General features: G+C 65.7%; 19 protein-coding genes. 2 read left to right on the top strand and 17 right to left on the bottom strand.

The genetic code is table 11. The features are described from left to right. Positions 1-36: 36 nt before the first annotated feature. Positions 37-684, top strand: coding sequence for a biliverdin-producing heme oxygenase (locus tag AC1C2Q_RS10365; RefSeq protein WP_495450016.1), 648 nt, complete (start codon positions 37-39; stop codon positions 682-684). Here the strand turns inward: AC1C2Q_RS10365 and AC1C2Q_RS10360 are convergent. Further along, positions 681-2,063, bottom strand: coding sequence for an ATP-dependent DNA helicase (locus AC1C2Q_RS10360; protein WP_495450015.1), 1,383 nt, complete (start codon positions 2,061-2,063; stop codon positions 681-683). The genes AC1C2Q_RS10365 and AC1C2Q_RS10360 overlap by 4 nt on opposite strands. A 103-nt stretch (positions 2,064-2,166) precedes the next feature. Here AC1C2Q_RS10360 and AC1C2Q_RS10355 point away from each other — a divergent pair, with 103 nt between their 5' ends. After that, on the top strand, positions 2,167-3,222 hold the full coding sequence (locus AC1C2Q_RS10355; RefSeq protein ID WP_495450014.1) for a hypothetical protein: 1,056 nt from the start codon (positions 2,167-2,169) through the stop codon (positions 3,220-3,222). Between the two features lie 4 nt (positions 3,223-3,226). Here the strand turns inward: AC1C2Q_RS10355 and AC1C2Q_RS10350 are convergent, their stop codons facing one another. The 16 genes from AC1C2Q_RS10350 to AC1C2Q_RS10275 all read right to left on the bottom strand — a co-directional run bounded on the left by AC1C2Q_RS10350 (position 3,227) and on the right by AC1C2Q_RS10275 (position 17,772). Beyond that, entirely contained in the window at positions 3,227-5,227 is a 2,001-nt protein-coding gene (locus AC1C2Q_RS10350) for a bifunctional copper resistance protein CopD/cytochrome c oxidase assembly protein (protein WP_495450013.1), read from the bottom strand. Positions 5,228-5,310: 83 nt separating this feature from the next. Further along, positions 5,311-5,598, bottom strand: a complete 288-nt coding sequence (locus AC1C2Q_RS10345; protein WP_495431007.1) for an HU family DNA-binding protein — start codon at positions 5,596-5,598, stop codon at positions 5,311-5,313. Positions 5,599-6,066: 468 nt separating this feature from the next. Then, positions 6,067-6,888 (bottom strand): endonuclease domain-containing protein, encoded by an 822-nt coding sequence (locus AC1C2Q_RS10340; protein WP_495450012.1) that lies wholly within the window; start codon positions 6,886-6,888, stop codon positions 6,067-6,069. 455 nt (positions 6,889-7,343) lie between these two features. Continuing rightward, the gene (rpsN, locus tag AC1C2Q_RS10335; RefSeq protein ID WP_495431005.1) at positions 7,344-7,649 is read right to left on the bottom strand and encodes a 30S ribosomal protein S14; all 306 of its coding nucleotides are present in this window, start codon (positions 7,647-7,649) and stop codon (positions 7,344-7,346) included. Between the two features lie 2 nt (positions 7,650-7,651). Further along, positions 7,652-7,822: a 50S ribosomal protein L33 gene (gene rpmG, locus AC1C2Q_RS10330; RefSeq protein ID WP_439282814.1), complete on the bottom strand. Its 171-nt coding sequence runs from the start codon at positions 7,820-7,822 to the stop codon at positions 7,652-7,654. Beyond that, positions 7,822-8,058, bottom strand: a complete 237-nt coding sequence (rpmB, locus tag AC1C2Q_RS10325; RefSeq protein ID WP_495431004.1) for a 50S ribosomal protein L28 — start codon at positions 8,056-8,058, stop codon at positions 7,822-7,824. Before rpmB ends, rpmG begins: the two co-directional genes overlap by 1 nt. A 129-nt stretch (positions 8,059-8,187) precedes the next feature. Then, on the bottom strand, positions 8,188-8,850 hold the full coding sequence (locus AC1C2Q_RS10320; protein WP_495450011.1) for a DNA-3-methyladenine glycosylase: 663 nt from the start codon (positions 8,848-8,850) through the stop codon (positions 8,188-8,190). A 4-nt stretch (positions 8,851-8,854) separates the two neighbouring features. Further along, positions 8,855-10,525 (bottom strand): hypothetical protein, encoded by a 1,671-nt coding sequence (locus AC1C2Q_RS10315; protein WP_495450010.1) that lies wholly within the window; start codon positions 10,523-10,525, stop codon positions 8,855-8,857. Beyond that, a complete protein-coding gene (locus AC1C2Q_RS10310) occupies positions 10,515-11,327 on the bottom strand; it encodes a TIGR03943 family putative permease subunit (RefSeq protein WP_495450009.1) in 813 nt (270 codons plus the stop codon). Before AC1C2Q_RS10310 ends, AC1C2Q_RS10315 begins: the two co-directional genes overlap by 11 nt. Continuing rightward, positions 11,320-12,318 (bottom strand): permease, encoded by a 999-nt coding sequence (locus AC1C2Q_RS10305; RefSeq protein ID WP_495431740.1) that lies wholly within the window; start codon positions 12,316-12,318, stop codon positions 11,320-11,322. Before AC1C2Q_RS10305 ends, AC1C2Q_RS10310 begins: the two co-directional genes overlap by 8 nt. A gap of 38 nt (positions 12,319-12,356) precedes the next feature. Next, complete coding sequence (locus AC1C2Q_RS10300) at positions 12,357-12,770, bottom strand: Fur family transcriptional regulator (protein WP_495430999.1); 414 nt, start codon at positions 12,768-12,770, stop codon at positions 12,357-12,359. A 79-nt stretch (positions 12,771-12,849) separates the two neighbouring features. Then, complete coding sequence (locus tag AC1C2Q_RS10295; protein WP_495450008.1) at positions 12,850-13,848, bottom strand: D-alanine--D-alanine ligase family protein; 999 nt, start codon at positions 13,846-13,848, stop codon at positions 12,850-12,852. Next, the gene (alr, locus tag AC1C2Q_RS10290) at positions 13,845-14,966 is read right to left on the bottom strand and encodes an alanine racemase (RefSeq protein ID WP_495450007.1); all 1,122 of its coding nucleotides are present in this window, start codon (positions 14,964-14,966) and stop codon (positions 13,845-13,847) included. Before alr ends, AC1C2Q_RS10295 begins: the two co-directional genes overlap by 4 nt. A gap of 51 nt (positions 14,967-15,017) precedes the next feature. Then, a complete protein-coding gene (locus tag AC1C2Q_RS10285) occupies positions 15,018-15,911 on the bottom strand; it encodes a metal ABC transporter permease (protein WP_495430996.1) in 894 nt (297 codons plus the stop codon). After that, positions 15,908-16,741 (bottom strand): metal ABC transporter ATP-binding protein, encoded by an 834-nt coding sequence (locus AC1C2Q_RS10280; protein ID WP_495430995.1) that lies wholly within the window; start codon positions 16,739-16,741, stop codon positions 15,908-15,910. The genes AC1C2Q_RS10285 and AC1C2Q_RS10280 overlap by 4 nt, the downstream gene beginning before the upstream one ends. Further along, complete coding sequence (locus AC1C2Q_RS10275) at positions 16,738-17,772, bottom strand: metal ABC transporter solute-binding protein, Zn/Mn family (protein ID WP_495450006.1); 1,035 nt, start codon at positions 17,770-17,772, stop codon at positions 16,738-16,740. Before AC1C2Q_RS10275 ends, AC1C2Q_RS10280 begins: the two co-directional genes overlap by 4 nt. Between the last annotated feature and the right edge of the window lie 23 nt (positions 17,773-17,795).

Genomic DNA, 17,795 nt, shown 5'->3' with positions numbered 1-17,795 from the left:
TACCGCTCAAGTTAGGTTGCCCTTACACTTGGGCGTATGGCGGACCTCATCTCCTTCTCTGCGGCTCTGCGTGAGCGCTCCTCGACCTCCCACTCGCGCAGCGAGCACGCAGGCTTCATGGCAGATCTCCTGGGGGGTGAGGGGTCCCGCGAGGACTACATCGCTCTCGTTGCCCAGCACTACTTCATCTACGCGGCGCTCGAGAGTGCTGGCAAGCGGATGCGCGGCAACCCCGTCGCATCCGTCTTCATCACAGACAAATTGACGCGTCTCCCCGCGCTCGAGGCTGACCTCGAGTTCCTCGTCGGGCCTGGGTGGCAAGACAAGATCGCACCGCTTCCGACCACCCAGCGCTACGTCGAGCGCATCAACGAAGTCGGTGCCACGTGGGCCGGCGGTTTTGTCGCGCATCACTACACCCGCTACCTCGGCGACCTCTCCGGCGGCGTGTTCATCGGCCGGGTCATGCAGCGCCGATTCGGCTTCGAGACCAACGGCATCGGCTTTTACCTGTTCGACGACATCGCCGACCCGAAAGCGTTCAAGGACGTCTACCGTGAGCAGTTGGATGCTGCGCCATGGGATGACGCCGAGCGCGAGCGCGTGATCGACGAGGTGCTGTTGGCGTACCGCTTCAACACCGAGCTGTTCCTCGACCTCGACCGGGCCCGGGTCGCGGCCTAGGCCTTCACCTCAGGCGTCGACGCCTTCTCCCACGCCTCCCGCATGAAGCGGCGCACGTCCTCATCGACCTTGATGTCGCTCGGTCGCAATGGGCGCGACAGGTACAGACCGTCCAGCGAGGTCAGCCGCGACAACGCCACATAGGTCTGCCCTGGCGCGAATGCGCCGCCACCGAGGTCGATGATCGCCCGGTCGTAGGTCTTTCCCTGCGACTTGTGGATCGTGACCGCCCATGCGAGCCGAAGCGGGAACTGCATGAACTCCGCGATCACATCGCGGCTGAGCGTCTTGGTGCTCGGGTTGTAGGAGTAGCGAAATCTCTCCCAGACGGCCGGCTCGACATCAACGTCCTCACCGTCGATCTCCACTCGCACCGCTCCACCGAGGATGCGCTTCACCGTGCCGATCGTGCCGTTCACCCATCGTGGCGGCTCACCGGTCATCGACACGTCGTTACGCAGGAACATCACCTGTGCGCCGATCTTGAGCTTCAGTTCGGAATCCGCAGGGTATGAGGCATCCCCTCGACCGAAGTCTCCGTTGATCTCCGCCTTGGCCGTCTGCTCTTTGCCCGCAAGAGCCGTGAGGTGACGCCGGTTGATGTTGTTGACGATGTCGTTGCGGGTGGCAAGGGTGATGATCGGGATCTCGCCCGGCTCCGGATCCGGTGGGGTGCGCGTGCCCTGGCTGTTCAGCGCTTCCGCGATCTCAGCCGTCACGCGCCCGTAGCGCACGGCGTTCAGCATCGTCTTGAACCCGTCGTCTGACTGACGGTGGATCTGCACCAGCTCACGCACATGCAGCTGAGCGCCGTGGCGTCCGAGATCGATGAGGCCGTCGGTGGCGCCCATCGTCGCACCGGCCCACACCTTGGCATCGAAGAACCAGAACGAGCGGTAGTGATCCTGCACGTAGCGCAGCTCGTCTCCGCGCGGCGGCACAGGGGCGAGCTGATACGGATCACCGAACATCACGACCTGCACACCGCCGAACGGCTCTGCACGGCGGCCTCGAGCCTGCCTCAGGGCTCGATCCATGCCATCCATGAGATCGGCGTTGACCATCGAGATCTCGTCGATCACGAGCGTGTCGATGGCGTTCAGGATGCGCCGTGTGGCGTCGTTCTGATCGATCTCGTTCTCTGCGATCAGGCCGATCGGCAGTCGGAACAGTGAATGGATCGTCTGACCCTCGACATTCAGCGCAGCGACACCGGTCGGCGCGCAGATCGCGATCTGCTTCTCGGTGTTCCAGGCGAAGTACTGCAGCAACGTTGACTTGCCCGTGCCAGCTCGCCCGGTGATGAAGACATGCTCTCTGGTGTCCTCAATGAGCCGATACAGCTCCTGCTGTTCTTCGGACAAGGCGGGAAAGGACACGTCACTTATCGTACTTCGCCGCTCGCTGGCACCCGTTGCGCTTCCGTATAGAACTTGGGCAACGCTCGGCCCTGTCACAGGCCGAGCCTTCTAGACTGGCGCCATGGATCAGCCTGTGACGTCGCCGCGGCGCCGCCGTCTGGGCACTGATCTCACAATTCTGGCAGTGATCGGCGTGCTGCTGCTCGGCGCGATCGGCGCCGCGGGCGCCACGCTCTACAAAGAGTTCTACGGCCCTTCCGCCTTCGTCACCCGGTATCTCGATCTACTCGCCACCGGCCGCGCTGCCGATGCACTGCACCTTCCCGGCGTCGCCATCGACCGCGACACCATCGAGGGTGCCGGTATTGCGGTAGGTGCATCCGAAGCGCTGCTTCGCCAGGCGGCGCTCGCGCCGCTCAGCGACATCACAGTGATCTCGGAGGAGACCACCGACGCGGTCACGTCTGTCACCGTGTCGTATGTCGCAGGCTCACACCCCGGCACCACCACATTCGAGGTGGAACAGGACGGCTGGGTCGGTGTCACCCCGAACTGGACGTTCACTCGCACACCGCTGGCTGCGGTGTCGCTGACCGTCCTTGGCGCCGATCGCTTCGCGGTCAACGGTTTCGAGATCGATCGGCACCAGGTGTCACCGGACGGCGCCGGCGCCGTCCCCACCGATCCACTGCCCCTGCTGGTTTTCACACCCGGCGTGTATTCCGTAACCGTGGACACGGCGATCTCCACCTCGCCCGGCGTCAGCTTCCTGGCCGATTCGCCCCTCACGCAGACACCGGTGGAGGTGCAGACGATCCCGACGGAGGAATTCGTCTCTGTCGTGCAGACTCGCGTCGAGGGATTCCTGACCGAGTGCACCACTCAGCAGGTGCTGCTGCCGACGGGCTGCCCGTTCGGACTCGAGGTGCAGAACCGCCTCGCAAACCTCCCGGTGTGGTCGATCGCTGTGCAGCCTGCTGTCACGGTCGAGCCGGACGGCGCACAGTGGATAATCCCTGCAACCGATGCTGTGGCTCACATCGAGGTCGACATCCGCTCGCTCTTCGACGGGTCGATCCAACACATCTCAGAGGACGTGCCTTTCCGCGTGGACGGCACGATAGCGATTCTGCCGGATGGCTCGGCATCCATCCGAGTCGGGTCACCGGGCGAATAACCGGTCAGCGTGGCGCGCGCTGATCCCGCTCCGCAAGCGCTGCCAGCTGAGCGTTGTACTCCTCAAGCTCGGCCTCGCCGGTGCGATCCGCATGACGGTCGCTACGGCGCTGCAGCCTGGTGTCATCCCGGCTCCACTGGATTGCCACAGTGATGGCGAGGATCAGAGTCGGAATTTCACCGACTGACCACGCGATGCCACCACCGGTGTACTGATCCTCCATCGGCGTCGGACCCCAGGTGCGTCCCATCGAACCGAACCACTCGGCGACCATCAGCCCCTCCTGCATCATGATCGCGACGCCGAAGAACGCGTGCATTGCCATGATGGCGATCAGGGTGATGAGCCTGCCGGGGTATGGCAGTCGATACGGAATCGGATCGATGCCGACCAGAGTCATCACGAACAGGTACCCCGAGATGAGGAAGTGGATGATCATCCACTCGTGTCCGAGGTGCTCGTACATCGACCAGCGCACGAGGTCGGTGAAATAGAACGCCCACAGCGACCCGATGAAGATGCCCGCCGCAACGAACGGATGTGTGACGACACGCGAGAACGGCGAGTGCACCGCCCACATGATCCACTCGCGTCCGCCGCGGGTACCGTCGTCGCGCTTATGGATGCTGCGCAGCGCCAACGTGATGGGAGCGCCAGACACGAGCAGCAGCGGAATCGCCATCGACAGGACCATATGCCCGAGCATGTGCACGCTGAACAGGTACTCCTGGTACAGGTTGATCGGCCCACAGGTGACCCAGAAGAGGATCGCCAGCCCGAGCAGCCAGAACACAGTGCGGTGGATCGGCCAGCGATCCCCTCGCCGGTGCATGCGCCAGACGCCGGCCAGGTAGAAGAAGGCTCCGAGGGCCACAGCCATCACCCAGAGGATGTCGAAGTCCCAACCGGTGAACCACTTATCGATGGTGAACTCGGGCGGCATCGGAGAGCGGGTGAGAATCTCCGCAGGAGTCTGCCTAATGGCGCTCGTCTCACCCGTGGGAGGAGGCGTGCGTGCGAGCGCGGCGGCCGCGCCGGATGCCAGTCCCATCAGCGCGACTTCGCAGAGCACCAGCATCCAGAACCAGCGCGATGCCCGTTCGCCGTCGAGGCGAGGAATCAGGCGTGCGCGGTACCAGGCGCCGAGCAGGCCCATCCCGCCGAGGAGCACCACCTTGGCGAGGATGATGATGCCGTAGGGCGTCCACAGCCCCTCCCAGCCCCCGAGACCGACCAGGGAACGCACGATGCCGGAAGCCGCAACGACGAAGAACGAGACGATGGCGAGGCTGGAGTACCGGCGCACGAGCGTGGCGGAGTCGACCCCCTCCACACCGCGCAGGACGACGAGCAGGATCAGGCCGCCGAGCCAGACGGCAGCGCCGATCGTGTGCAGCAGGATCGAGTTGACGGCGATGACGTGACCGGAGAGCTCGCCGGAGTGCCCCTGGGTGGCCATCGGCAGCAGAGCCGCGATCGCGATGACGGCTGTGATGAGGGTCGTCGTCCAGCCGCGCCAGGCGAACAGCAGGATCGTGACCACTGCGCCCATGAGTGTGGTGATCAGCCACGCCTGGCCGAGTGGGAGAGTGAACAGGAAGCGCCCCAGTTGCTCGCCGAACTGTTCGTCCAGGCTGAGCGCGATGCCGGAGAAGGCGCTGCGGAAGGTCAGGAATCCCGTTGCGCCTGCCGAGATCGTGAAGACGGCTGCGCCGACGGATGCCGTATCCAGTGCCGTCTCGAACGGCTTCTCCCCCGCACGCAGCGCGAAGAGTGCGAGGACGATCGAACCGATCATGGCCGCGGCGCTGATGTTGTTCACTGTGCGCGCCGCCGGGAGTCCCCAGCGAACGAGCGCGCCGGGGTCCTGGAGAAGCTGCTCGGCTGCTCCACCGCCGAAGAGGAGCGCAGCGACGAGAGCGACAGCCGCGGCGACGGCAAGCACGAGAACGCCGGCCGCGCGATACGCCGACGATCGCGCAGTGCGGGGGCCGTTGGAAGTCACCCCTCCAGCCTACGTTCGTCGCGGCCATAGAAAGCACGAAGGCCGCCCCTCCGAAGAGGGGCGGCCTTCGAGAAGGAGCCGTCTTACTTGACGGATGCCTTCAGCTTGGAACCAGCGGTCACCTTGACGCGCTTGCCAGCAGGGATCTTGATCTCTGCACCGGTCTGCGGGTTGCGGCCCGTGCGAGCTGCGGTGTCGACCTGCTCGAATGCGATCCAGCCCGGGATCGAGACCTTGCTGCCCTTGGCAACAGCGTCAGAGACCGTGGCGAACAGCGAGTCGAGGACGCCCGAGACGGTTGCCTGGCTCTGGCCAGTGGCGGAAGCGATGCTCGCGACGAGCTCGGTCTTGGTGATGGACTTGTCAGCCATGTCATCCTCCAGCGACGAAGTGTCGCATTGTTTTTTGTGATTGGAGCGGATGCTCCTGATCGAGTGACCGCCTCGAATGTATCAACCACCGCCCACATTTCCCCGTCATTTCGCGGGTTTTGGGGTTTTCATAGGCGTGTCGCGTCACTTTTGCCACTCCAGTCACAGATTTATGGCTACGGGGACCGGTTTGGGGCGCTGCGGCGGGTGGATGCGGCGGGTGGATGCGCCCGCCGCGTTGGGCGGATGCGGCGGGTGAATGCGCCCGCCGCATTGGGCGGAGAACGCAGCCTTGGGCGGAGCCTCTGCGGCGGAGCCTCCGCCCATCAGCGCGAACTCCGCCCAACGATGCGGACGGCGCAGGGTTCGGATGCAGGGTTCGGATGCAGGGTTGGGATGCAGGGTTGGGATGCACCGGGCAAGGCAGAGCACAGGCAGGGCGGGATGCTACGGGTGTGGCTGTGCGGATCAGGCGCGGTGAAGACCCTGTGCAACTGCGGCCATGATCAGAGCCTGCACCTCGGGCCAGCGATCGAAGAGCTGTTCATAGCTCACTCGGATCACGTGGTAGCCACGCAGCTTGAGGCGGGCGTCGTGGTCGATGTCGCTCGTGCGTTGAGCGCCAACGTGGTGCCCGCCGTCGATCTGCACGATGAGCCTCTCACCGATGAGGCAGTCGACTCGATGCCCGAGCACCCAGGCCTGCGGGACGATGGGAAGGTTCATCCACCGCAGTCGTGTGAGGAAGATTGTTTCGGTACCCGCATCCGCGAATGGACGAGCATCCTCGACGAGGCGACGTGCCGACGGAGGCAGAGGTACCCGGCGCATCACATCCAGATCGAGCATGCCCTTGTGCAGTGCTGACTCCCACACGGCGAGCGCCGATTCATACGGTTGACAGCGAGCGACGAGCACCAGGGCATTCTCCAGCGAATCTTCGCAGGAGTCAGGATCCCGAGGAAAGAGCGGCAAACTCCAGTGGATGGTGCCTCGCGAGGTACGAGCGTGGCCGGATTTCGGCGGAGCCGCTACGTGCGGCTCGGATGCATCGAGCACCCACAGATCCCTTCGCGCGGCAAGGGTTACGCAGCTGAGCACGACTCCGCGGCGCGCGGCGGCCACAAGCATGGCATCCGCTCCGATGAGCGCGACCCAACCGCGGCATACCGAGGAGATCAACCCGCGCTCGCGCGCCACACGCAGCGCGTGCGTGCTGACCCCGGCGCGGCGCAGGGTGTCGAGTCTGGCGACCCCGCCGCGCTCGTTCAGTTCTGTGATCGGGTCCATGCGTCGATAGTGCCCGTGCGGGCCGGGCCGACTCGGTTCTATACCCACGTTCGGTGGACAACTTCTCAACAACGCAGATGGTGCAGAAGCACTCCGCGGCTCACGCCCCCTCCCGCGCCTCAGCTCCCCGCGCTCGCCCTCACGCGCTCGCCCTCACGCGCTTCCCCTCACGCGCTTCCCCTCACGCGCTTCCCCTCACGCGCTTCCCCTCACGCGCTTCCCCTCACGCGCTTGGGCGGAGAACGCAGCGTTGGGCGGAGCTTTAGCGGCTGAGGCTCCGCCCAACGGCGCGAACTCCGCCCAACGACGCGGTGCGGGGCGCACAGCCCAGAGCACAGGCACGGGGCACCCAGGCCCACAGCCCACAGCCCACAGCCCACAGCCCACGAACCTGCGGCGCCCGGACACGCAAAAGGGGCGAGGATCCGAAGATCCTCGCCCCTTTTATGCGATGCTTACCAGCTCGACTTGGTGATACCGGGCAGCTCGCCACGGTGTGCCATGTCGCGGAAGCGAACACGCGAGATGCCAAACTTCGTCAGCATGCCACGGGGGCGACCGTCGATGGCGTCACGCGAACGGACGCGAACCGGCGACGCGTTGCGCGGCAGCTTCTGCAGTCCGAGACGTGCAGCCTCGCGGGCCTCGTCGGTTGCGTTCGGGTCGACCAGGGTCTTCTTCAGCTCGGCGCGACGCTCTGCGTAGCGCTCGACGATGACCTTGCGCTGCTCGTTACGAGCAATCTTGCTCTTCTTCGCCATGCTTAGCGCTCCTCGCGGAATTCGACGTGCTTGCGGACGACCGGGTCGTACTTCTTCAGCACGAGGCGGTCGGGGGTGTTACGACGGTTCTTCTTGGTCACGTACGTGTAACCAGTGCCTGCCGTCGAACGAAGCTTGATGATCGGACGGATGTCCTGTGACTTCTTGGCCATTAGAGCTTCACACCCTTCGCCTGGAGGTCCTTGACCACGTTCTCGATGCCACGAACGTCGATCACCTTGATGCCCTTGGCGGACACGTTCAGCGTGATCTTACGACCGAGCGACGGAACGAAATAGGTCTTCTTCTGCACGTTCGGGTCGAAGCGACGCTTCGTCCGCACGTGCGAGTGTGAGATGGTGTGACCGAAGCCGGGAATAGCTCCAGTAACCTGGCACACTGCTGCCATGTGATTACTCCTTCATTACCGTGAGACCGGACGGCCTCACCCAAGATCCCTTGTCTGCGTGCCGCGCCCTTCAACAAGCTCGGGGCCACAACACACGAACCACGCACAGGAGTGTGCGCAGACAAAGAGTCAGTTTAGCATGGCTTGACTCTCGGCCGCGCCCCGTCCCCAGCGGAACACCGAGACCGTCGGGTCACCCTCGATCCAGAATCGCCAGGGGAAGGCGCTCGTTCCAGCGATGCCGGCAACGCCGACGCGTGGGCCTGTGGAAATGTCTGCGACGGGGTCGTCGAGCCATAATTGCGCACGCGCGCCATTCAGCGGCTTGTTGGTAACCGCGTCGAGCCCATCGTGAAGTGGATGCCGGAGCCCAGACACCTGACCTAACCGACCGGGCCCGCGGGCGAGATCGCGTCCTGCCCTGCCGGAGCGGGATGCCGCGGCATCCGCCCCTTCGATCACCTGACCGGCACGCAGCAGCACACCTCCGGCGAGACCGTCTGGCCCGCACACGACGTTGACGCAGGAGTGGATGCCATGGCTGAGGTACACGTAGAGGTGCCCCGGCTCGCCCCACATCATGGCGTTGCGGGCGGTGCGTCCCATGCGCGCGTGCGACCCGGGGTCTGCCGCCTCCCCCGTGCCCTGTCCGTGGTACGCCTCGACCTCAGTGATGCGCAGGCGCGCTTCGAGGCCATCGACGACCGTACGAAGCTCGGCGCCGAGCAGGCGAGGAGCAACGTCAAGCGGCAGTCCCGCGAGCTCTGCCCTGGTCGCACGGCGCAGCGTCATGTGCTCAGAAGGCCGGTGCCATCTGGCACCACGAGATGTCGAATCCGGTGAGCACGGGCATTTCCTCACCCGAACGCAGGTCAAGCAGGTGCGTCTGCAGGGTCCTCGGCAGCGGCACGAGCATGTCGTCGTACGCGTTCTCGGTCAGATCCGGAGCGACGGTCACGGCGGCATATTGCCCGCTGGGCGAAGCGCACGCCTGCAGGATCGCACTGCCGCCGGCGACCTCGAGCAGCGGCGTGGCCGCTCCTTCATCATCGACGCGGATGATCGCCTGGCCGGTCGGCAGCCCAGCTTCATCGCGCGAAACAACGTGGCGCAGCGTGCCCCCAGGGTAGGGAGTGATGGTCGTGGCCGGTCCGTAGTCAGGGTCGGATGCCGCGAGCGGAGTCTCCGAGCCGTCGGCAAGGTTCAGCTCCACGATGCTGCCGTCGATGTGCTCGATGATGGCGGTGTAAGTGCCGCGCGAGACTCCGAGCAGATGCATCGCGATGCCCATGTTCTGGGCTCCGGCATCCCCCGCGCGATCATCGAGCGACAGTGTTCCCGCAAAGTCGATGAACAGCACGGCAGCGGAATCCGGCACGAACTGCCACTCCGCGATGCTGGCCTCTTCCTCGCCGACCTGCACGATCTGCGGCTCGCCGCCGCCGCTGAGCGGTTGGGTGACCAATACGCTCGCGCGACCGCTGTCTTCGCTGATCTCACGGTCCGAGTAGATGTAACCGACCAGACCGCCCCGATCAGAGACCTGCACCGAGCTGACGTAGCCATCTCCTGGGAGCGTCAACTCACGTACGTTCTTCCCATCGCGGTTCATGACGAGAATCCTCGAGCCGTCGTCATCTTCGACGGCGACGACGAGACTCGTGGCGGTGGCGCGGAAATCATTGATACGCGGATGCGTGAAGACCGGCACCCCATCGCCATTGAGGTCGGCGCGGAAGATCGAGTCGTCTTCGTCTGTCCTGTTGAGCAGGAAGATCTCGGCGGCCGGAGTCGTGAAACTGGTCGTCAGCTCGGAAGTGGGTCCTCCGCCGATGCCGGTGACGTCAGCGACGCTGACTGTGTACTTGGTCGCGTCGTCGAGCGGGACGGTGAACCGGATGCCGATGCTCCGCCCTGCGGCATCGATCGTGAACGGGGCCGCAGGTTCGACAGTGACCTGAGCCTCATCTATCTCCTGCAGCGACTGGTTTGCAGTGAGGATGACGCGACTGCCGGAGACCTCGATCGCCTCGCTCTCATCCACCTGCACCTCGCTCAGCCGCGGCCCCTGCGTGAGACTGACGACGCTGAGGCCGGCGACGACGACCGCGAGGATGCCGACGACGGCAAGCAGCGTGTAAAGGAAGCGTCGGTCTTTCGGCGCGTGGGGCGGTTCGGATGCTCCGGATGCTTCGGGCACATCGACAGGTTCAGCGACCGCAGGCGCAGGCTCAGCGACCGCAGGCGCAGGCTCAGCGACGGGAAGAAGAGGCTCAGCAACGGGGACGGCGAGCGGTGGAATGAAAGTGCCGTCGACCGGCGCTTCCGGAATGGCTGGCACCACCGCTTGAGGAGCATCGGCCGCGCGCGCAGCGGCTTCTCGCTCCGCAGCCTCAGCCTCAGCCTCACGGGCGGCCCTTGCCTCGGCACGCGTCTGTGGCGGCGTCGAGTGACCCTCAGTACTCATAGGGATCCCCCGGCTCGTCGATCGTGACCACAGAGGTGGGCTCGACGCGCAGCGACCCATCGGAGTCGGCCTTGACGGTACCGGTGACTTCAATCCACTGTCCGGTGCCGTACTCGCCTGAGTCGATGTTCACCGGCACGGCGGCTGGCTGAGCATCGATCACGCAGTGCGTGATGATCATGCGGGTGAGGTTCACGGCATCCGATTCTCCGCCCGGCGTGACGAAACCGGTGAGAGTGACGGTTTGGCCGTCATAGGACTCGGGGCGAGATGCTGTCGCGAAGACGCTCGACCACTCGCCGACACCGAAGGTGGTCGTGTCGGCCACCCCGAGCGTCGGAGTGTCCACTCCGGCGAACAGCGCGCCATCCGCACCGGCGCGTGACATCGCGAGCTCCACGGACAGCGAGGCAGGCGGCAGCACGAGGGCAGCGACGACGACACCGCTGGCGATCACGCCGGCGGAAACGGTGCCGACGACGCTGAGCGCACGGCGGCGGGATTTCGCGGCATCCGCCTCGCCAGCATCCACGTGATGGTGTCCGTGTTCATGCCCGTGATCGGATTCCTCACCGAGCGGCACTGTGCACGACCAGATCGCTCCGGCGAGCACGACGACCGCCCCGGCACAGGCGAACCAGATCGACTCGGGGCTGATGTAGAGGGTGAGCTGTCCGGAGATGGCAAGGCCAAGCGTCACGACCGAGATCACGACGGCGAGACCGAGGCCTAGCCAGCGAGTTCCGATTGCCTTCCAGCGCGATGGGGCGGATGCGTGTGAGGGTGCAGACGACTCAGCCAAAGACGTTCACCCCGATCCCGATCGCAAAGGCACTTGCCAACACCACGGCGACGACGCCGACCAATGTGCGAGCGGTGAACGTCGTGCGCAGCAGGGCCAGCATCTTGATATCGACCAGCGGCCCGACCAGCAGGAATGCGATCAGCGCACCGGAGGAGAACGTCGAGACGAAAGACAGCGCGAAGAAGGCGTCGACGTTCGAGCAGATCGCGACCGTCATCGCCAGCGCCATCATCGTGACGATCGACAGCACCGGATTCGATCCGATCGAAAGCAGCACATCGCGCGGGATCAGCACCTGCACGGCTCCGGCGAGCGCGGAGCCGATCACGAGTGCGGGCATGACGGCGCGCAGCTCGACGAGGAACTGGGTGAGGCTTCGCTTTGTGGGCGTGCCGTGCTCGTGTGTGATCCGCTCACGTGTGGCGGTGAACTGCTGGGTGAGCAGCGCATCCGGTGCGGGGTGGCGGCTGTAGATCCAGCCGATCAGGTTCGCGATCAAGTAACCGCCGACGAGTCGCGCGACGAGGATGCCGCCGTCCCAGCCGAACGCCGCGTGCGTCGTGATGATCACGATCGGGTTCACGATGGGCGCGGCGATCAGGAAGGTCATCGCCTCCGCAGGCGCGAGACCGCGCATCATCAGGCCGCGGGCGAACGGCACGTTGCCGCATTCGCAGACCGGGATCAGCATCCCGAGCAGCGACAGCACGGCGCGACGAGCCCAGCCCTGCCTCGGCAGCCAGCGCTGGATGGTGTCTGGCGGCAGCCATACCTGCACCACGATTGACAGCACGACGCCGAGAACGATGAATGGCAGCGCCTCGATGAGCACGCTGAGTGCAAGAGTGAGGCCGTCCTGCGCGCGGTGCGGCAGCGAGTCCTGGAAGAGTGCCGGTGCGAACCTGTCGATCAGGAAGAGCACGGCGATGACGGCGACGCCGATCAGCACACCGAGCCATGGGGAGCGGGGCTTGCCGCGTGCAGGCATGCCCGCTGAATCGCTGGAGCGTCTCCCGGTGACGGTGCTCACGCCACCCCTGCTGCTGCAGCCCGCCGATTTGCGCAGGGTGTGCACAGTCCGAAGATGTCGACGACGTGCTCGGCCTCACTGAAGCCGTGCAGCGAAGCGGTGCGCTGCGCCCAGGCCTCAACCTCCGTCGCTTCAATCTCGACAGTCAGTCCGCACGACCGGCAGATCAGGTGGTGGTGGTGACCCTCCGTCGAGCAGGCGCGGTAGATCGCCTCCCCCTCCGGGCTCTGCAAAGAGTCGGCGTCGCCGGATGCCGCGAGCCCAGACAGCGCGCGATAGACCGTGGCGAGACCGATGCCGGTATTCTCCTCACGGAGCGTGGCATGCAGGCTCTGCGCGCTCACGAAACCGCGCGCATCGGCGAGTGCTTCCCGCACTCGCTCGCGCTGCCAAGTGTTCCGCTGAGCCATGGCTTGAGTCTAAGCCGCGGCGCTCTGACGTGGCTGGGAACCCGCGGGCCGAAGCTCGCCCGCTTCCCCGATCCATGCGTCAGGTCGAGACGAGATGACGTTTCCTGGCGCGCGCCTGGGCGATCAATCCGTCCAGAAGCTCTTCGTATCCCACTCCCGCTGCGGCGACCAGACGCGAGAAATGCGATTCCCGCCGGAGCCCCGGCATGGTGTTGATCTCGTTCAGGACCACACCGTCCGTGCTGAGGAAGAAGTCGACCCGCGCCAGACCCGAAACGCCGACGGCCGTTGCGACCTGCAGCGCGCACCTGCGCAGGTCGGCCAGGTCGTCTGCCGGGAACGTCGCCGGGATCTCCAGCCAGCCGCCGGCACCGGCGTACTTGTGCTCGTAACTGAAGGCGTCTTCCCCGTCCGGCAGATGCAGAAGTGACCCACCGGTCGCATGCAGGGCTCCGTCCTGCCCCGCCCATACGCCCACACTCACCTCGCTCCCCGTGACGAGAGGCTGCAGCAGCGCGATCGGGTCGAGCTCGAAGACATCGTCAAGTGCGACCCGCAGATCGCTCTTCGAGCGCACGACGAACACGCCGACACTGGAGCCTCCGGCATTCGGCTTCGCGATGAGCGGCCATTGGGCGACGTGCGCCAACGCCGAAGCCCGCAGATCGGGATCCGCGAAGTGATCCGCCCGGCTCAGCACATGTGTGGGGATGGTCGGGACACCGCGTCCGGCTGCGGCCCGGGCCGTCGCGAGCTTCGACATCCCGATCTCGCACGCCGCGGCCGAGCTTCCCACGAACCGGATGCCGCGACCCTCCAGTTCGCGCTGCAGACCACCGTTCTCTCCCCAGCCGCCATGCAGCACGGGGAACACGACGTCGTCGGGCTCCAGTTCGACGAGCACATCCTCCGCTGCGACTGCGGGACCGTCGCCGAGGTGCCATCCGCCGTTCTGGTCAATCCGCACTCCCACGACGCTGTGACGCCCACCTAGTGCCGCGACGACATCCTCCCCCGACGCGACAGACACTTCGTGCTCGGTGCTCTGCCCGCCGAACAGCACCACCACGCGATTCATGCCGTCTCCTCCAGCCGTGCGACCCGTCGTCCGAGCCCGGTGAGCACTTCCTGGGCGATGGTGCCGAGGGTGTCTGCCCATTCGCTCAACCCTGGCTCACCACTCCGGGGATCACCGATCAACGTCACCCGCTCCCCAGGTTCGATGCCGCTGCGCCCGACGTCGATGATCGACTGGTCCATGGAGATCGCGCCGATGAACGGAAACCGGCGGCCGCGGATCATCACGGTCATCGGCGGCGCCCCCTCGACGACGGCCCGACGCGGCACCCCGTCTGCGTAGCCGACCGGGATCAGCGCCAACCTGGTGTGACGATCGAGCGCGCGTTGCCCGTATCCGACGGTGTCGCCAGGCACGGCCTCGCGCGTCTGGCTCACACGCGTCTCCCAGCGCGCCACCGGCACCAGGCCAACCGGCACCGTCGGCAGCGGTTCGATCCCGAACAGGCTCGCCCCCAGTCGCACGATGTCCAGCCGCACCCGATTGTCGAGCGTCGCCGACAGCGAGGCGGCGGCGTGCAGCCGAGGGGTAAGCCCCGCTCGCCGAGCCGTCGCGGCCGCCTCTGCGAGTCGGTCAAGTGGCTCGGTGTACTGTTCGGCGGCTGTTCCTGCGAGATGAGTCCAGAGTCCGATCACCCGCACGGACGGCAGCGCATGTGCCGTCCGGAACAGCTCGTCCCAGTGCGGTCGGGCACACCCGGATCGATGCATCCCCGTCTCCAGCTCCAGCTCGACCTCTGCGATGACGTCGATCTCGGCGGCGATGCGCGCGATGGTGAGCAGCTGTCCCACCGAGGCTGGCGACAGCCGGATGCTGTGCTCGAGCGCCGCACGGATCGGCGCCTCGTCGTGCAGCATCCAAGCGAGGATCGGAACGTCGAATCCCGCACGGCGCAACTCGATCGCCTCGTCGCACGTCGCCGTTCCCAGCTCGGTGGCGCCTCCGGCGAGTGCGGCGCGAGCGGCTCGCTCGGCCCCGAGACCGAAGCCGTCTGCCTTGACCACCGCCATCACCGGCGTCCCGCAGACGCGCGTCATCGTTCGCGTGTTCGCGCTGATCGCAGCGGTGGAAACGTGGATCGCAGATGGCGCAGCCACCGGACGCGTCAAAGAATGCATAGTGCCAGCCTTGCCACTGCGTACGCGGCCGTCGTCCGCACAGCGCCGTATTCAGGTCATCCTGGGGGATGACTCTCGCCGACGCACCCGATCCCGCCTGGCCTGGATGATCCAGCATCCGGCGTAGATGAGGAACGAGATCGTCGTGATGTACGGGCTCACCGGCAGAGTACCAGCGAGCGCGAGCAGGATGCCACCGACCGCAGAGACGAAGCCGAACAGCGCGGCCAGCAATGGCACAGCGAGGGGTCCTGCGCTGATGCGCATCGCGGCCGCGGCCGGTGTCACCAGCAGCGCCATCACCAGTAGCGCGCCGATGATGTGCACGGCGACGGCGACGATGAGCCCGAGCAGCACCATGAACGCCAGGCTCAGCGCTCGGGTCGGGATGCCACGGGCAGAGGCTGCCACGGCATCCAATGAGTCAAACCGCAACGGGTTCCACATCAGCAGCAGTCCGATGAGCACGACGGCGCTGATTCCGATCAGCCAGCCGAGGTCGGGACTCGACACCGACACGATCTGCCCAGTGAGCAGACCGAAGCGATTCGCGCTGCGTCCGTCGTAGAGCGAGAGGAACAGGATGCCGAGACCAAGCCCGAACGGCATGAGCACCCCGACGATCGAGTTGCGATCGCGGGCTTTGGCACCGAGGATTCCGATCAGAATCGCCGCCACCAGCGCACCGCCGAGGGATCCAGCCACGACGCTGCCGCCGAACAGCAGTGCCGCCGCAGCTCCCGCGAACGACAACTCACTCACGCCGTGCACGGCGAAGGCAAGGTCGCGCTGCATGACGAAAACGCCAATCAACCCGCCGACGATGCCGAGAACGGCACCAGCGATGATCGAGTTTGAGAGCAGGGCGACGAGCGCGCCGTAATCCTGGAAGGAAAAGACGTCGCTCCAGTCGACGGCCTGCCAGAGGCCGGTCGCGGCGATCATGCGGCCTCTCCTGCGTCGTGGTCTCCGTGATCGTGATGCGGCTCCGCGTCTGGGACGCCGACGACCACCAGACGGTCGCCCGCGCGCAGCACGAAGACGGGGGTGCCGTACAGATCGGTGAGAACCCTGCTCTGCAGCACTTCCTCGGGAGTACCGAGCACGAAACGGCCTCCGGCGATGTAGAGGATGCGGTCAACGCGGCCAAGGATCGGGTTGATGTCGTGGGTGACGAACAGCACCGCAGCATCGCGCTCGCGCCGCTGCCGGTCGATGATGTCGGTGATGCCCACCTGATTGGCGAGGTCGAGGTTCGAGAGCGGCTCATCGCAGAGAAGGAGCGTGGGCTCATCGGCGAGGGCCTGACCGACACGGAGGCGCTGCTGCTCCCCACCGGAGAGCAACCCCACACGTCGATCCGCGAAGTGGGATGCGCCGACGCCTTCGAGGAGAGCATCCACGCGAGCGCGGTCACCGCGACGCGGGATCGGAAGGCCGAACCGGGTGCCGTTCACCCCCAGCGCCACGACATCACGGGCGCGCATGCTGGTGTCTGGCGGAAGCGGCCGCTGCTGCGGGATATAGCCGATGCGCGGATTTCCACGGTGCACTGGCGTGCCTGCGACCCGGATGCTGCCTTCGCTGAGTGACTGCAGGCCGAGGATCGCCCGCATGAGCGTCGTCTTGCCTGAGCCGGAGGGCCCGAGCACCGCGATGAACTCCCCTGGTTCGACGGTCAGATCGAGCCCGGACCACAGCTCACGGTTGCCGCGATGAAGTCCAGCGCCGCGTATCTCGAGTATCGGAGCGCGCTCGGTATCGCCCGCACTCACGACCGGAGCGCGTCGGCGAGGTTCTGGATCGCATCGTGCATCCACTCAGCGTACGACGATCCGTCCTCAAGTAGCTCCGTAAAAGCCACCACGGGAATGCCAGCGGCCTCTGCGGCATCCTCTACTCGCTGCGTTTCGGCACCACCGGTCTGCGCGTTGGTGAGAAGCACCTGCACGTCACCGCTGTCGATCACCTCAAGGGCGGCGAGCAGGGTGGCGGGCGCAACGTCGTTGCCCTCTTCTACCGACTCGGCGAAGCCTTCGGGGGTGATATCGGTCAGGCCTGCGGCCGCGGCGATGTAGCCCGGAAGTGGTTCGGTGATGAAGACGGACGCTCCGTCTGCCTCAGTGCCGAGCGTCTCGAGGTCTGCTTCGAAGCCCTCGAGCTCGGCGATGATCGCGTCGGCTGCGGCGGTGAAGTCGGCCTCGCCGTCCGGGTCGAGTTCGGTCAGCTCCTCGGCGATTCCCTCGACCACGTGGACCATCGTGTGCGGATCGAACCAGACGTGCTCGTTGAATCCTTCGATGTGGTCGTGGCCCTCATGGTCGTCGGCCTCGTGCCCGTCAGCTTCGTGCCCGTCAGCTTCTTCCGCGTCCGCCTCTTCCGCGTGGTCGTGCTCTTCCTCATCTGCGTGGGCGTCATCGGCATCCTGGTGGCCTTCGTTGCCCAGGTAGTCGTGCGCGAACTCGACTGCGGTCAGCACATGCGCGTCGGAATCACCGAGCAGCGTGTCGATGAAGGAGTCATATCCGCCACCGTTCTCGATGACAAGGTCGGCATTCTGCACGGTCAGCCGATCGCGAGCGGATGCCTCATAGGAGTGCGGATCCTGCGCTGCGGAGGTGACGATCGAGGTCACCTCGACCCGATCGCCGCCAATCTGCTCTGCCAGCGAACCGTAGACGTTGGTGCTCGCGATGACCTGGATCGCACCGTTGTCGGCGCCCGCCGAGTTTGCAGGACTGGAGCATCCAGCCAGCACGAGAGCAGAGACGGATGCAAGTGCAAGGGCGACGACGGGCTTCTTCATGCTTCGATTCTACACGCTAATGA

Source organism: Microbacterium sp. Y356 (genome assembly GCF_059445355.1).
The sequence above is the reverse complement of the archived record's forward strand: the minus strand, read 5'-3'. Positions and strand labels throughout refer to the sequence as shown.

Coding starts and splice junctions, on each gene's coding strand:
- rpmG (WP_439282814.1), bottom strand. CDS start 7,822: ATGGCCAAGAAGTCACAGGACATCCGTCCGATCATCAAGCTTCGTTCG.
- AC1C2Q_RS10355 (WP_495450014.1), top strand. CDS start 2,167: ATGGATCAGCCTGTGACGTCGCCGCGGCGCCGCCGTCTGGGCACTGAT.
- rpmB (WP_495431004.1), bottom strand. CDS start 8,058: ATGGCAGCAGTGTGCCAGGTTACTGGAGCTATTCCCGGCTTCGGTCAC.
- alr (WP_495450007.1), bottom strand. CDS start 14,966: ATGCATTCTTTGACGCGTCCGGTGGCTGCGCCATCTGCGATCCACGTT.
- AC1C2Q_RS10300 (WP_495430999.1), bottom strand. CDS start 12,770: ATGGCTCAGCGGAACACTTGGCAGCGCGAGCGAGTGCGGGAAGCACTC.
- AC1C2Q_RS10315 (WP_495450010.1), bottom strand. CDS start 10,525: ATGAGTACTGAGGGTCACTCGACGCCGCCACAGACGCGTGCCGAGGCA.
- AC1C2Q_RS10275 (WP_495450006.1), bottom strand. CDS start 17,772: ATGAAGAAGCCCGTCGTCGCCCTTGCACTTGCATCCGTCTCTGCTCTC.
- AC1C2Q_RS10320 (WP_495450011.1), bottom strand. CDS start 8,850: ATGACGCTGCGCCGTGCGACCAGGGCAGAGCTCGCGGGACTGCCGCTT.
- AC1C2Q_RS10285 (WP_495430996.1), bottom strand. CDS start 15,911: ATGATCGCCGCGACCGGCCTCTGGCAGGCCGTCGACTGGAGCGACGTC.
- AC1C2Q_RS10305 (WP_495431740.1), bottom strand. CDS start 12,318: ATGCCTGCACGCGGCAAGCCCCGCTCCCCATGGCTCGGTGTGCTGATC.
- AC1C2Q_RS10365 (WP_495450016.1), top strand. CDS start 37: ATGGCGGACCTCATCTCCTTCTCTGCGGCTCTGCGTGAGCGCTCCTCG.
- rpsN (WP_495431005.1), bottom strand. CDS start 7,649: ATGGCGAAGAAGAGCAAGATTGCTCGTAACGAGCAGCGCAAGGTCATC.
- AC1C2Q_RS10345 (WP_495431007.1), bottom strand. CDS start 5,598: ATGGCTGACAAGTCCATCACCAAGACCGAGCTCGTCGCGAGCATCGCT.
- AC1C2Q_RS10295 (WP_495450008.1), bottom strand. CDS start 13,848: ATGAATCGCGTGGTGGTGCTGTTCGGCGGGCAGAGCACCGAGCACGAA.
- AC1C2Q_RS10340 (WP_495450012.1), bottom strand. CDS start 6,888: ATGGACCCGATCACAGAACTGAACGAGCGCGGCGGGGTCGCCAGACTC.